12 protein-coding genes and 1 riboswitch are annotated in these 14,812 nt (G+C 55.3%); of the genes, 10 read left to right on the top strand and 2 right to left on the bottom strand.

Translation table 11 applies throughout. The features are described 5' to 3' along the window. The first annotated feature begins 11 nt into the window (after positions 1-11). Positions 12-899, top strand: coding sequence for a nucleotidyltransferase domain-containing protein (locus BN3277_RS23355; RefSeq protein ID WP_059046801.1), 888 nt, complete (start codon positions 12-14; stop codon positions 897-899). Positions 900-1,079: 180 nt separating this feature from the next. Here BN3277_RS23355 and BN3277_RS26170 read toward each other — a convergent pair whose 3' ends face one another. Continuing rightward, the gene (locus tag BN3277_RS26170) at positions 1,080-1,424 is read right to left on the bottom strand and encodes a BclA C-terminal domain-containing protein (RefSeq protein ID WP_232436496.1); all 345 of its coding nucleotides are present in this window, start codon (positions 1,422-1,424) and stop codon (positions 1,080-1,082) included. A gap of 953 nt (positions 1,425-2,377) precedes the next feature. Here BN3277_RS26170 and BN3277_RS23345 point away from each other — a divergent pair. The 6 genes from BN3277_RS23345 to BN3277_RS23320 all read left to right on the top strand — a co-directional run bounded on the left by BN3277_RS23345 (position 2,378) and on the right by BN3277_RS23320 (position 8,830). After that, a complete protein-coding gene (locus BN3277_RS23345) occupies positions 2,378-3,142 on the top strand; it encodes a methionine ABC transporter ATP-binding protein (RefSeq protein ID WP_082691586.1) in 765 nt (254 codons plus the stop codon). Positions 3,143-3,165: 23 nt separating this feature from the next. Then, positions 3,166-3,828 (top strand): methionine ABC transporter permease, encoded by a 663-nt coding sequence (locus tag BN3277_RS23340; RefSeq protein ID WP_059047464.1) that lies wholly within the window; start codon positions 3,166-3,168, stop codon positions 3,826-3,828. 20 nt (positions 3,829-3,848) lie between these two features. Further along, positions 3,849-4,715, top strand: a complete 867-nt coding sequence (locus BN3277_RS23335) for a MetQ/NlpA family ABC transporter substrate-binding protein (RefSeq protein WP_059047462.1) — start codon at positions 3,849-3,851, stop codon at positions 4,713-4,715. A gap of 84 nt (positions 4,716-4,799) precedes the next feature. After that, positions 4,800-6,086 (top strand): glycoside hydrolase family 18 protein, encoded by a 1,287-nt coding sequence (locus BN3277_RS23330; RefSeq protein ID WP_059046797.1) that lies wholly within the window; start codon positions 4,800-4,802, stop codon positions 6,084-6,086. A 105-nt stretch (positions 6,087-6,191) separates the two neighbouring features. After that, positions 6,192-6,349: riboswitch (FMN riboswitch) on the top strand. Positions 6,350-6,481: 132 nt separating this feature from the next. Then, entirely contained in the window at positions 6,482-7,498 is a 1,017-nt protein-coding gene (locus tag BN3277_RS23325) for a DMT family transporter (RefSeq protein WP_232436526.1), read from the top strand. 168 nt (positions 7,499-7,666) lie between these two features. Next, the gene (locus tag BN3277_RS23320) at positions 7,667-8,830 is read left to right on the top strand and encodes a GGDEF domain-containing protein (protein ID WP_157688753.1); all 1,164 of its coding nucleotides are present in this window, start codon (positions 7,667-7,669) and stop codon (positions 8,828-8,830) included. A gap of 52 nt (positions 8,831-8,882) precedes the next feature. Here BN3277_RS23320 and BN3277_RS23315 read toward each other — a convergent pair whose 3' ends face one another. Next, positions 8,883-11,018: a glycoside hydrolase family 52 protein gene (locus BN3277_RS23315; protein ID WP_089153384.1), complete on the bottom strand. Its 2,136-nt coding sequence runs from the start codon at positions 11,016-11,018 to the stop codon at positions 8,883-8,885. A 150-nt stretch (positions 11,019-11,168) separates the two neighbouring features. Between BN3277_RS23315 and BN3277_RS23310 the strand changes: the two genes are divergently transcribed. The 3 genes from BN3277_RS23310 to BN3277_RS23300 are packed head-to-tail and all read left to right on the top strand — an operon-like array spanning position 11,169 to position 13,394. Further along, a complete protein-coding gene (locus BN3277_RS23310; protein ID WP_392396652.1) occupies positions 11,169-12,233 on the top strand; it encodes an AraC family transcriptional regulator in 1,065 nt (354 codons plus the stop codon). Between the two features lie 26 nt (positions 12,234-12,259). Beyond that, on the top strand, positions 12,260-13,135 hold the full coding sequence (locus BN3277_RS23305) for an SGNH/GDSL hydrolase family protein (protein WP_059046790.1): 876 nt from the start codon (positions 12,260-12,262) through the stop codon (positions 13,133-13,135). 52 nt (positions 13,136-13,187) lie between these two features. After that, positions 13,188-13,394 carry a hypothetical protein gene (locus BN3277_RS23300; protein ID WP_059046788.1) on the top strand — a complete coding sequence of 69 codons (207 nt, stop codon included), beginning with the start codon at positions 13,188-13,190 and terminating at the stop codon, positions 13,392-13,394. The last annotated feature ends 1,418 nt before the right edge of the window (positions 13,395-14,812 follow it).

The raw sequence follows: 14,812 nt of genomic DNA, 5'->3' as shown, positions 1-14,812 counted from the left end.
AGGCAGCAGCGGTGGAGCAAGCGGGAGACACTCAATCGTTAATCTTACGGCGGATGCGGCAGGTGGAGCAAACGGAAGAGGTGCGCATTTTATACGCTTGCGAAGCGGGCAGCCGGGCCTGGGCTTATGCGTCCGCCGCCAGCGATTACGACGTACGGTTCGTTTATGTGCGACCGGTGGAGTGGTATATATCGATCAAGGACCAAAGAGATGTCCTCGAGTTCCCGATCCACGTCGGCGCGGAGGACGATCAACGAGAGGCTGGGGCATCCGGTTCGAGCCAGCCGGGGAACGGCGGCGCTCTGGATCTGGTTGGCTGGGATTTGCGTAAGGCGTTGTTACTGCTTGCGAAAGGTAATCCCGCCTTATTCGAGTGGCTGGCCTCGCCGATTGTCTACGCGGATGCTTACCAGCTTTCACTACGACTGGAGGCGCTGGCACCGCACGTCTTCTCCGCCAAAGCGGCGATGCACCATTATTTGCACATGGCGAAGCGCAACCTGCGAACGCGGCTGAGAGGTACGCCGGCCGGGCCCAAGGATTACATCTATGTTCTCCGGCCGCTGCTAGCCTGCGCTTGGATCGAGCGCTGCGGAAGCCCGCCGCCGATGGATATCGAGGCGCTTGTCCAAGCGGCTCTACCGGCGGACGTGCGTCGCGGAGGGCTCTGGGAGGAGATCGACCTGCTGCTCACGTATAAGAAAACCGGACGAAAGCCGGAACCGGAGCTCCGCCTTTCGCGCTTGGACGAATATTTTGCGGATCGTCTGCCTTACTATGAGCGAATTGCACCAACACAGGAATCACGAGACTCCAGTACGGACAATGCGCTGTACGACAGGCTGGATGAGTTGTTCCGTTGCATCCTGCAGGAGGTATGGGAACTCCATCTCCAGTGAGTCGGGTTAAGCCACCCGTATTCGAACCTGATGATCTATCAACATAGAGAACTCTGTCTCCTAGTTCAATAGCTGATAGGTCTGATATCATGGCACACTTTAACGATGTTCGAATACGATGATAGAAAAAACCTGCCAAATCCTTGGCAGGCAAATATAATCTATAGATTAACAACGTTACTATGCCAATTTCAAGATGGTTAAGGTCGTGTTTAACAGATTATGCAGCTGTGCCGGTGTAGCATTTGCGTTTACAATTTGAATCGTTGCCGGCACGGCGGGAAGACTCACGATAACCTCTGCAGAGGTAGGGCCGCCGCCATTTCCTGTGAATGGAGCGGGAGTGATTGGAGCACCATTTACGGTTAGGTTAAAGTCCGCATTCCCCTGATTGTGGACCGTGAAGTTGATCAAATACACCCCGGCTTCCGTAATTGTAATGGTATCGGAAGGAGGGGCAAATACAAAAGCCCCGCCGGAATTTGCTAATAGCCCGTTAAAAACTACGGCTGCATTGCCTGGCACCGTGTCGGTTCCAGTACCGGGGTCAATACGGTAAATGCTTAGAAAGTCGGAGATGCCTCCCGCGGGTCCAGCGGGTCCCGCCGGCCCTGCGGGCCCTGTCGCTCCTGCCGGTCCAGCCGGTCCCGCGGGCCCTGCAGGTCCTTCGGGTCCAGGAGGTCCAGGGGGCCCTCCGGCAGGTCCAGCCGGTCCTGCGGGTCCTTGTGGTCCTGGAATCCCTTGTGGTCCCACCGGTCCAGGTTCGCCGGGTAGACCTCGTAATCCCTGCGGTCCCACTGGCCCTGCAGGCCCTACAGGTCCAATAGGTCCAATGGGACCTGGAACTCCCTGAGGTCCTGGAATCCCTTGCTGGCCAGGAGCGCCTTGAACCCCCATCGGCCCTTGCGGGGCTTGCACATTAATGTTCGGCTTTACCTTGACTTTGATAATTTTTTTGCTTTTTACATGATGAAGATGAGGTTTGTGGATTTTGTGGTCTTTGTGAAGTTTAGGGTGTTTGTGGTGCTTGTGGAGTTTATGAAGTTTGCGGTGTTTATGATGCTTGCGTTCGTTCATTCCCATTTGGTCTAAGACACCTCCATTAAAATTGATTCAACCTTAGTGTATTGTCTATTCAACAGAAAGATTGGACGATTGACCTCTACAAGCGGAAAGCGGTTTTTGCCTAACTTTTGAAGAGTCTCGATTCCTCTAACCCTCTGAAAACAGCTGTCCTGCTAGCAGCTATCACTAGCTTCTAAGACAAGCTAGGAAAAGATAGGACAAGCCCACTGCTCTTCCCTCTGCATCTCCTTGAGATGGCCTTCCCAAATAGCTGCCCACAGATCTCGTTATAATAAATTAATCAAATTAGTGACACAGATGAATACATGGTCTATAATCAACTGGTGAAAGCATAATGTAACAGCGTGATGAAATAAGTAATACAGAAATCCACCCGGGAGGAGGGGACGCTTATCATCGCTTTGGAGCATGTCAGCAAAACGTACAGCTTGCAGAATGGGCCCTTTGAGGCGGTACGTGACGTATCCTTGCGTATTCCCCAAGGCACGATTCACGGCATCATCGGCCCCAGCGGGGCAGGGAAATCCACGCTGCTGCGGATGATGAACGCGCTGGAGCTGCCGGATCAAGGGAAAGTCACGGTCCTGGGCCGGGAGCTGACCGCGCTCCCCGAGACCACGCGGCGCGAAGTGCTGCGGTCGATTGGCATGATCTTTCAGCAATTTCATCTGCTGAATAACCGGACGGTCAGCGGGAATGTTTCGGTCCCGCTGGAGCTCGTGGGCACGCCAAAGCGAGAGCGCGCCGAACGCGTGCGGGAATGCCTGCGTTTTGTTGGGCTGGAGGACAAGGCCGGTCAATACCCGGCTTCCCTCAGCGGCGGGCAGAAGCAGCGGGTGGCCATCGCGCGGGCGCTGGCGAGCCGGCCGGATATCCTGCTGTGCGATGAGCCGACCTCCTCGCTGGATCCCAAGACGACGGCGGAGATTCTTGAGGTGCTGCTGCATATCCACCGGACACTGGGGGTCACGATCGTCATTGTCACGCACGAAATGGACGTCGTGCGCAGCATTTGCCAAGGGGTTTCGGTGATGGAAGAGGGCCGGATAACCGATGCGTTTACGCTTCAGCGGAACGATACGGAAGCGGGAACCGCCGGTTTGGCGGGTTACCGTGTTTCCTATCGGGATCAGCTGCTTGGCGGGACGGAGGTGTAAGCGGGTTGGATTTTTTCTTGTTGATGTGGGAAGGTTTCGTCCAGTATCGCAGCCAAATCGGCGAAGCGATCGGTGAGACCTTCGTGATGGTCGGGATCGCGCTGCTGGCGGCCGTACTACTAGGCTTGCCGGCGGGGACGGCTTTGTATCTGACCGGTAAAGGTCAGCTTTATGACCACCCCCTCAGGTACGGCCTGCTTAATGGGGCGGTAAATGTCATTCGCTCTTTTCCATTCCTGCTGCTGGTGGTGTTTATGATTCCGCTCACTCGGCTGATCGTTGGCACGGCGATCGGGACGCTGGCGGCTTCCATCCCGCTGGCGGTTGTCGCGATCGCCATCTATGCACGGTTCGTCGAGCAATCGCTGCTGGAGGTGCCGCGGGGAGTGCTCGAATCGGCGCGGTCCATGGGGGCGTCCAAACTGCAGATCATTACGAAGTTTTTGTATGTAGAAGCCCGTTCCGGCTTGGTGCTGGGGTTGACTTCATCGACGATCAGCTTTATCTCCTACTCGACGGTGATGGGTGTGGTCGGTGGCGGCGGGGTTGGCGATTTCGCCATCCGCTACGGTTATCAGCGATTTGAAACCGAGCTGATGGCCGTTGTGATCCTGCTGATGATCGTTCTGGTACAAGGAATTCAATTTATAGGGAATGCGTTGTCCCGCTGGCTGGATAAACGCTAATATCGGAGGGAGAAACCATGATGAAAACAGGAAAATGGATGATGACGTTGGCGCTGTTCATGCTGGTGCTAAGCGCTTGCGGCAATAACGGCAACACTTCAAACGCTTCAAACGCTGGAAATGCGGGGACGGGCGTGGAAGCACCGGCGGCGGCCGAGACTACGGAGACAACCACGTTGAAGGTGGCTTCGTTGATTCCGCCGATGACGGACATCCTGGAGCTGATCAAGCCGCAGTTGAAGGAGGAGGGCATCGACCTGGAAGTTGTTATCTTGTCCGACAATGTGCAGCCAAACGATGCGCTGGCGAACAAGGAAGTGGACGCGAACTTCTTCCAGCACGTGCCTTGGATGGAAGAGTACAATAAGAACAAAAATGCCAACCTTGTTCCGGTTCAGCCGGTGTATCACGCCGTTTACGGCGCTTATTCCAAACGCTATAAATCCATGGAGGAGCTCCCGGACGGGGCCACGATCGTGATCGCAAACGATGCATCCAACGGCGGACGTTCCCTCGACATGCTGGATAAAGCCGGCGTGATCAAGTTGAAAGAAGGCGTCGGCATCAACGCAACGGTAGCCGATATAGTGGAAAACAACCACAACTACAAATTCGAAGAAGTTGACCTGCTGATGCTGGCCCGGATGCTGGATGACGCCGATTTGGTACTGATGACCCCGGCATACGCCAGCCCATTGGGACTTACGCCGAAAAAGGACGCCTTGCTGACTGAAACCATTGAATCCGCCTTTGCGATCACCCTGGTGGCGCGTGAGGACAACCGGGATTCGGAAGCGATCCAGAAGCTGGCGAAGGCGATTTCCAGTCCGGAAGTGAAACAGTTCCTTGAGGATAATTACAACGAGATTGCCCTGCCGGCGTTTTAACGCAGCGGCCTGCTGATTGGAATAGGCCAAACTTCCTCCTTCATAGGATGTAGATAGCATGATCCATATGGAGGAGGGGAGTTAATGCAGATTCATATCGTCCAGCCGGGCCTAACGACGTATAGCATCGCCGAAGCCTATGGCGTACCTTATGATGATATCGTCGAAGCAAACGAATTGCCTCATCCGGAGCGGCTTGTGGTTGGACAAACCTTGGTCATCCCGATCGTCGGCAACTATTACTGGGTCCGATCCGGGGACAGCTTGTGGTCGATCGCGCAGCGCTTTGGGATCAGTTATCAGGAGTTGGCTCGCGTTAATGCCATTAGCACAGAGCAATCCCTATCGATCGGGTTTCGGCTGTACATCCCGCCGCGGCCGCGAAAAAGCGCTGAATTTAACGCTTATGTGGAGCCGCGCGGTGGAACGGTGTCGCCGGCGCTGGAGGAAAGCGCGCGTGAAACGGCGCGACATCTGACCTACCTGGCCCCGTTCAGCTTCCAAGCGCAGCGGGACGGTTCGCTACGGGAGCCGCCGTTAAATCAGTTTCCCGAAATTGCCCGGGCGAACCGGGTGGTGCTGATGATGGTGATCACCAATCAGGAGAACGATCAGTTCAGCGATGAACTTGCTCAAATTCTGCTGAACGATATGGCGGTGCAAGACCGCTTTCTGGATAACATCGTTACGACGGCAAACAATTATGGATTTCGAGATATTCATTTCGATTTCGAGTTTTTGCGGCCGGCTGACCGGGAAGCCTACAACACCTTCCTGCGTAAAGCCAAAGCGCATTTTGCGCAGCAGGGTTGGCTGATGTCTACCGCTTTGGCTCCGAAAACAAGCGCCGGTCAGCAAGGCTTGTGGTATGAAGGGCATGATTACCGGGCGCATGGAGAGATCGCCGACTTCGTTGTCATCATGACCTATGAGTGGGGCTACAGCGGCGGTCCAGCCCAGGCGGTGTCGCCCATCGGCCCGGTTCGGCGGGTACTCGAATACGCCTTGACGGAAATGCCCGGCTCCAAAATCATGATGGGGCAAAACCTGTACGGCTACGACTGGACGCTGCCGTTCGTGCAGGGAAGCGTTGCCCGGGCGGTCAGCCCGCAGCAGGCGATCGAAATTGCCGCACGGCACGGCGTAGCTATCCAATACAGTGAGCGGGATCAAGCTCCGTTCTTCCATTATTGGGACGGGGAGGGACGGGAGCACGAAGTATGGTTTGAAGACGCCCGTTCGATCCAGGCCAAGTTCAACCTGATCAAGGAGCTGGGGCTGCGCGGAATGAGTTATTGGAAGCTGGGCTTGAGTTTCCCGCAAAATTGGCTGCTGCTCGAAAGCAATTTTGAAGTGGTCAAGCGGGGATAATCCTGAATTTTGGTGCAAGAGCAGACATTGTGATTTTTGTAACAGAGTTACTTGACAGCCTGCGTTATGATAGAAACAACTTAAGTAATCAAAATTTAAATGAATAGAGATCTTCGGGGTAGGGTGAAATTCCCGACCGGCGGTGAGGTTTCCTGTAAGGAAACTGCAGCCCGCGACTCGCCTGCGGCTTTATAACGGCCGCGTGCGACTGACTTGGTGCGATTCCAAGGCCGACGGTAAAGTCCGGATGGGAGAAGATCAATCAAGCTCTAGTTTGATCCAGGGATCGCTACGGTTCCTGCCAGGCTTATTTGGTCAGCCCCCGCAAACCTTTACGAAGGTCAACTGCGGGGGTTTTCTACGTAGACCCTCTATTCAAGAAGGGGACAAACATGATGGGAAAAGCAAAAGTAAACAACGGAATCCGGCTTCAGGCCGGAAGTGGCGCAGGAGCGCTGGTTGGCACGTCAGGGCAGGTTCAATCCTCATCCAGGACGGTAGAGGCACGCAAATCGCGGAGCGGTTTTTGGCTTGTTGTGTTAGGGGCAGCCCTGTGGGGTGTCGACCCGCTGTTTCGGGTTATCCTGCTGAAGTCGCTCACCTCAGCGCAAATCGTACTGATCGAGCATCTCATTATCGCGCTTTTTGCCATACCGGTTTTGTGGAAAAATCGGACCGAGCTGAAAGGACTGGGCTGGAAGCAAGGGGGCGCACTGCTCTTTATTTCCTGGGGAGGCTCGGCCATCGCCACCATCCTATTTACGATGGCACTGTCGAGCGGGGATCTGAACGCCGTCCTGTTGCTGCAAAAAATGCAGCCGCTGTTCGCCATTCTGCTGGCTGGGTTGCTGCTCAAAGAGAAGCTGCCGCGCCACTTTTTCGGATTTCTGCTGGTTGCGTTGTTGGGAACGTATTTGCTGACCTTCGGGTTTACGATGCCGATCGGGCACTGGAGCGATTTCGTGCAGGTTGGCAGCCTGTTGTCGCTGGGCGCTGCCGCGCTGTGGGGCGGATCCACGGTGATGGGGCGGATGATGGTTGGTCATATGAAATATGAGACGGTGACGTCGCTGCGGTTTGTTTTGGCGCTGCCGCTGCTGCTGGCCATCACATGGAACGAAGGGGCTGCCTGGACCCTGCCGGCCGGCACCTCGCAAATCGCCGCGCTCTCCCTTAATATGCTGGGACAAGCGCTGTTGCCTGGGCTGCTCAGCTTGCTTGTTTACTACAAAGGGTTGACGACGACAAAAGCATCGGTGGCTACCCTCGCGGAGTTAAGCTTCCCGATGGTTGGCGTTCTGGTCAACTGGATCGCCTTCCAGCAAATGATTACGGTCGCCCAGGCGTGTGGATTCGTGTTGATTTGGGGCACATTGTTCCTGATCTCCCGTCAGGGAGCCGCCAACCAATAATCCTTCTGCCGATAAAGAAGAAGCGGGTTTTTCCTCCTGTTCCATGGGATGGAAATCCTCGCTTTTTTTTTCATTCTCACATCCCTCTTTGGCGAAATTTGTTGTATGATAAAAAGAATCAATAAAGGATGAAGGATCATCTGTGGGATGGAGACGGTGGAAAGTTTCATGTTGGATCTGAATTTGGATATGAAGACGGTATTCGTATTGCTCGTGTTGGGCCATCTTCTTGCCGTCATTCTCTTTAGTGCATACAAGTTCCGTAATTCCAAAGAATCGGCGATTGACATGTTCTACGCTGCCAAATGGCTTCAGGCCATAACCTGGGGGCTATTTATCCTGGCGGGAAACACACCGGGGATGGCGGCGATCGTAGCGGCGAATCTGTTTTTCCTGTTGGGGGTTGCGCTTGAAACCGCGGCATTGCTGCGGGTGGTCGGCGGCTTTAACGCCAAGGCGAGGCGGTTTTATATGTATTGGACGTCTGCGGGGATGGCCGTTTACTTGCTGGTTGTATTCCTGCATAATACCATACCGTTACGCATTGCCGTCGTCTCCCTTTCCCTCGCGGTCATGCTTATGATCCCTGCCGTCCGGTTGGTGGGTTCGTCCTTAAAATCCCCATTGTCGCGGCTCTTAGGGTACATGTATCTTGCGATCGCAGCCGCTTTGATCGTTCGTACGCTGCTGGCTTTCTTTAGCCGCATGTCCGTGGACATGCTGGATCCCGGCATCTATCGAACGGTAGCCTTCCTGGCCTTATACGCGATCATGATGTTGGGGAACATGGGCTTTTTCCTTCTGTCCAAGGAGCGGACGGACCGAGAGTTAGTGAGATTGGCCAGCTATGATGACCTGACCGGTGCGCTGAACCGGCGGGCCTTCATGCACCATACGCGGGAGACGCTGCGCCGATGTCGGAAGGAGGCGATTCCCGCCTCGTTTATCCTGATCGATGTGGATCATTTTAAGACGATTAACGACTCCTTTGGCCATCATATCGGCGACGAGCTGTTGCAGGAATTTGCCGGGAAGGTCCGGCCTCGGCTGCGTTCGGGGGATTTGTTTGGCCGGTATGGCGGCGATGAATTCGCCATCTTCCTTCCGGGGGCGGACGAGTTGGCTTCGGATCAATTCGCGGAAAATCTGCGATCCGCCGTGCTCGAGAGCCAGGGCAACCGCGGGCGGCCGGAGTACACGATCAGCATCGGCGTCGTCACCGTACCTGCAGGCTCCAGCACTGCGTTGCTGGAGCTGTTCAAATCCAGCGACGAGGCTTTGTACCAAGCGAAGCACGCCGGCCGGAATCAGGCCGCTCGCAGCGGCGCATAACAAGGAAAGGCCGGACCCTTCGGGGTCCGGCCTTTTTAGGCTGCGGGTAGGTTTATTTCTCGTCCAGCCATAGGATCGCCGTCACGCCGCGCGGATAATACCGGCTGCCGCAGATCACGCCGGCCATCATCTGATCGCTCCAGCTCCAATAGGCGTTCTTCTCGGAGGTCAGCCAGGCTACATGCGCCGCATCGGCCGCTTGCCCCTGTTCGTCCCAGGCGAGACCCAGAATCTGACGGGCGATGAATTGGCAGAGATATATCTTGCTTAGCCAAGAGTTATTGCTCGTCGAGGACAGCTTCCAGCCACCGTCTTCGAATAGGCAGATGCCCGGCTGCAGCACCGTGTTCAGGTGCTTGGACAACGCGGCGAGATATTCACGGAATCGGCCATTTGGATCCAACGCTTCTTCGCAGCCGGTGTACAACGGGAAGATCAGCCCTTCGATCGCGGGAATGATCTTGGAGTCGTTGTTCTCTTGAATGACGGCCGGAATGTATCCGCCCGGCAGCAAATGAGCTGTGATTGTTCCGGCGCACAGCTCGGCCTGCCGTCCGGCTAGCACGGCTGCCGACTCGCGGCCGTTGGTACGCAGCAGCTTCTCCATCGCGACGTAAGCCGCCCAGCTTTTGCCTGCCAGATAAATGTTGTTCCGCGCTTGCCCCAACGAGACATCCAGGCTGTCGTAGGTGGTAATTTCCGCGCCGCCCATCGTGCGGGAGCTGTCGAGGCCCATGATGCCGGTCCGCTTGGTAGGGTCCGGATGGTCGCGGTTCACCATGCTTTCCAGGCATTGCTCCAGAATCGGCAGGTTGCGGTCCAGCCAATCGCGGTCATTCGTTTGATGGATGTAAACCGTGGCGCTCAGCACCCAGTTGACCAGTTGCTCATGCGTCATATGGGAGAAGCAGTCGTCGATCGCATGCAGCTCGTAAACCGAATAACCGGGACGGGAGAACGAGTTGGCCACGCCCATGTCATGCGTGAAGCTGAGGCCGCCAGGATATTCGGTTGGATCCCCGGGAAAACGCACGGTATCCCGATAGCTGTAACGGCTCGTGTACAGATCCAGCTCATTTTTTACCGTCCATGGATTCATTTTAAGCTCATAAAACAGCTGGTCGACCAGCAAATCAAACGTATTCATCATCCGGTATTCGCCTTCGTTGACGACCCACAGCGGTTTGCCGTCCTGCTCCAGCAACTCGGTGGAACCGTAATAGCTGCGGATGGCGTGGGCGAGCATAAACTTCTGATCCTCGCTGAGCTTGGCGTCGGTCACGAGCGCGTTGGCTTTCTGCGCAACCTCCAGCTTACGGTCAAACTCAGCCAGTGCATAGTCGGCGACTTCCTCGATGTTGTCAAAGTACCGCGTGTAGTAGTAAGACGCATCCATCCCGGTGGTGACGTAACCGGCGCGATAGAAGCAAAGCGCAAAGCGATAGGTGGCTTTCTCGCCTGCCGGGGTATCCATCAGCAGCGCACCCACCGGCCCGAGGCCAAAGCGGAGGTTCTCCGGAACCTTCGGTTTGAGGATCGATTCCATCTTGAAAAATCCGGCGCTTGAGATGCGCGGGTCATTCGCCGCGATCGCGGTATGGCGGCCTTGGCCGATGCCGCAAATCCGGCCGTCGGTCACGTCCTCCAAGCGGCGGATCGCGCTGAAGGCGTCGATGTTCTGCAAGCCGAAGAAGGCTTTGCGTGCCGACGTTCCCCGCGTGTTATCGACCGTGATTTCCGCCAGCACCGCTGGCATCAGCGCGAAACGCAGTTGCTCTTCGGTCGCTGTCTCCGGATCAGGCACGCCTTCAAACGGCGAAATCAGGCGGAACGTCAAATCGCCGGCTTGCCATTCGTCGATCGCCGCACCAAATCGGCGGACGATCTCGCTGCGGCCAAACGGGACGATGAGACCGCTTTCTTTTTTCTGAACGGAATGCTGTTCGCTGGTTGCCTCCCCATTCTCTTCGGTTGTATAACGATCCCGTTCGTCCAGACCTTCGCCAAAGAACGGCAGGGCCCGGTAACGCTCTTGCCCGTCGTCTTGCAGGCCGATATAGATGTTCTGCTTTGGCGGACTGCCTAGCTCCAGGTCGAATCCGCCGCTTTGGCCGGGATAACCTAATGTAAAGCTGGCGAAGGCTCCCATCGGGGAATGATGCGCGTTAAAAAATATATTTTTACCCAAGTTAATTACCTCCTGTTCAATTAACAGCGGTTATGCTAGTTTGATTATAACAAGGCGTTGGGAGAACGCCCATGTCCAAACCGCCAATCGATTTATCCAAAACGTTCACGAATGGCGAGGCCGGAAGACCGATCGTAATAAAGCGGAGGGATGAGGGTGGCTAGAGAGCATCAGGTTACCGAATATATGCTGCCGGATATGGACTCGACGTTTAAGCTTTTTGCCGCGCATTTGCGGACGGTGACGAGCGAGTGGTCATACCCGCGGCACAGCCACCCGCTGTTCGAGGTGAACCTGCTGCTGGCGGGCAGCCAGGAGATGATCGTGGGCGGCAAACGTTATGTGCAGCAACCCGGCGATTTCTTGCTGCTCCGCCCTGAGGAGGTGCACGAAAGCCGCGCACTGGGGACGGAGCCGATGACGTATTATTGCTTGCATTTTAACGTCGACGAGCCCGTTCTTCGCGAGCTGCTGTGCCGCGGCGAGGAGCCGCTGCATGCCGCGGACGGGCCATTGGCCGGAGTCATTCGGCCAAGCTTGGACAAGCTGATCGCGCTCACCTCGGACGGAGCGGGCGCGAAGCTGGCGGACAAGATGCGAGCGATGTCCGCGGTGTTTGAGCTGTTCGCCGGCCTCAGCGAAGGCCTGGCGGAGCGGGAGACCGGCGCTCCCGGAAGCCGGATGAACCGGATTGCGGCGGAGATCGCCGCCGGTTTGGAGCGCAGCGTGGAGGAGCCGGAGGCCTGGACCGCGGCAGCGGGAGGGAACGCGGGCTCGAGTTCCGGCATCGGCTCGGGCAGTGGCTCCGGGTCCGGCGGTGGCTCGGTCTCGGTCTCGGTCTCGGGTTCTGGCTTTGACGGCGGCTCCAAGTCTGGCGGTGGCTCGGGCGCGGGCTTAGGGGCGGTTGGTGATCGTAACGGCGGCGCACTGGATGAGGATCGGTCACGCGAAACGGTTGCGGCGGTGACCGCTGGGCTGGGGTACAGCGCGTCCTCCTGCAACCGGATTTTTCGCAGCGTTTACGGGATGTCACCGCGCCAATATTTATCGGCGTTGAAGTTGAAGAAGGCCAAACTGCTGCTGATGGAGCCGGAGTTATCGGTGGAAGCTGTTTCGATGCGTCTCGGGTATAAGGATATCGCTCATTTCAGCCGGCAGTTTAAGCGTTGGACCGGGGAATCTCCCGGTAAATTCAGAGCCAGGTTTCATATTTAACTTTATATAGAAAGGGGTTGGCTGCTTTGACTTACGAAAATGAAAGCGCTGACTTACTTGCGTTGCCGCTCCGCAAGCGGATCGTCTTTTTTGGCGACAGCATTACGGATAACGGGACGTATATCCGCAATTTGGAAGCATTTTTCTTGAAGCACCTGCCGGAACACCGGTTGGAGTGGATTAATTTGGGGATCAGCAGCGAAACCGCCGCGGGAACCAGTGAAGCGGATCACCCGTTTCCCCGTCCCTGCGTGCATGATCGTCTGGAGCGCGCCTTGGCGGAAACTCAGCCGGATTGGGCGTTGATTTGCTACGGGATGAATGACGGCATCTACCATCCGTTGGGGGAAGAGCGTTTCGATGCCTACCGCAGCGGGGTGCGCCGGGCCGTAGAGTGGGTGCGCGGCGCCGGAGCCCGCGTCATTCTGATGACGCCGCCGCCGTTTGACGTCACTTCGACCGGCGGGCCGGCGTTGCCGGCCGGGATGGACGATTATTCGTTTGAGCGGCCTTATGTCGATTATAATGCCGTCCTGGATCGTTATGCGGCTTGGGTCCGGGAGTACGGCGAGGCGGAAGGGCTGACGGTGGTGGATCTTCGCACCCCGTTGGGAGCGTTGATCCGTGAACGTCGGGAAGCGGACCCGGGTTATCGCTACGGGGACGGCATCCATCCGAACGAAGACGGGCATTGGGTGATCGCCCGGACGATCCTCAGCCGCGTCTTCCATCTGGAGCTGGAGCGGGTGCCGGCTTGGGCCGAAGGCGGCCACAGCGAATTCATCCGGCTCGTCGGCGAGCGTCGAGCCGTGCTGAATGCGGCCTGGCGGGAGCATGTCGGGCATACGAACCCGAACAAGATGGAGACGCCGCCGCTGGCGCTGTCTCCTATACCCCTCTAGATGTGTATTAGCGACAGGTGTTTGAGCTGTTTGCCGGCCTCAGCGCGCCGGCGTGCCGGTGCTGCTCGTCTCCGGCGACGCCGACCTCGACGTGCCGTTCGAGGAGAACGGCGCGGTGCTGGAGCGCGCCTGGCGAGCCTACGACGGCACGGTGTCGACGATCCTCAAGCCGGGCGGGGGCCATCACCCCCACAGCTTACCCGACGTCACGCCGATCGTGCAATTTGCCCTTGCAGCGGTTGCGAACCGCATGCAATAACAACCCTGAACCACCGTCCGATGTGAATGGACGGTGGTTTATTGCGTTAATTAGCAGGAAAAGAAATAGATGCGGGAAGAGGGCACGGTGAGAGGGAAAGCTGGTAGTTGGTAGGCAATGAAGAGTACCCGAAGGTGGAGGGCCCCAAAATTAGCAATTTGTAGATCGAAGCTCGCGACTTGTCGTTCCTATCTTATCTCCCTTACTTCATGCCGCCGCGTACAGTGTAACTCATCCTCGAACCTAATACCACGTACACTGTAACTCATCCTCATACCGATAGACTGTACCTATGACCTCATGCCCCGTACCAGGCAACCCTTAAGACACAGCGTGTATCCAAAATTAGTAACTCTCGCGACTCAGATCTGCTACTACATTTCACGATGGTAACTCGCGACTCATCCATCGCCACTTGGTAACTTTCAACACACATTTCACATGGTTACTCACAACACACATTTCACATAGTTACTCACAACACACATTATACAGGGTAACTTGCAACTTAACTCACAAGGTAACTCGCCACTGATCGCCCGCCGCATGAGGTAATATGATTAATACTACTGATAAGTTCACTGCTACTAACTAACTTGCCACTGGCCAATCTATATGAAATTTCATATATAATTCTCGGTTTGAGCGAGTAATCGGCGGAATGTATTCGAAATTTCATACAGAATCGCCGCAAATGGCACCACGTCAGCTCAATCTATATGAAATTTCATATAGAATCCCCGATTTGAGCGAGTAATCGGGGGAATGTATTCGAAATTTCATATAGAATCGCCGCAAATGGCACCACGTTAGCTCAATCTATATGAAATTTCATATATAATTCTCGGTTTGAGCGAGTAATCGGCGGAATGTATTCGAAATTTCATATAGAATCGCCGCAAATGGCACCACGTCAGCTCAATCTATATGAAATTTCATATATAATCCCCGGTTTGGGCGAGAAATCGGGGGAATGTATTCGAAATTTCATATAGAATCACCGCAAATGGCACCACGTCAGCTCAATCTATATGAAATTTCATATAGAATCCCCGATTTGAGCGAGTAATCGGCGAATGTATTCGAAATTTCATATAGAATCGCCGCAAATGGCACCACGTCAGCTCAATCTATATGAAATTTCATATAGAATCCCCGATTTGAGCGAGTAATCGGCGAATGTATTCGAAATTTCATATAGAATCGCCGCAAATGGCACCACGTCGGTCCAATCTATATGAAATTTCATATAGAATCCCCGATTTGAGCGAGAAATCGGCGAATGTATTCGAAATTTCATATAGAATCGCCGCAAATGGCACCACGTCAGCTCAATCTATATGAAATTTCATATAGAATCCCCGGTTTAGGCGAGAAATCGGCGAATGTATTCGAAATTTCATATAGAATCGCCACAA

Source organism: Paenibacillus rubinfantis, assembly GCF_001486505.1.
Lineage (GTDB): Bacteria > Bacillota > Bacilli > Paenibacillales > Paenibacillaceae > Fontibacillus > Fontibacillus rubinfantis.
Note: the sequence above shows the minus strand (reverse complement) of the source record. Positions and strands in the feature narration are given on the sequence as shown.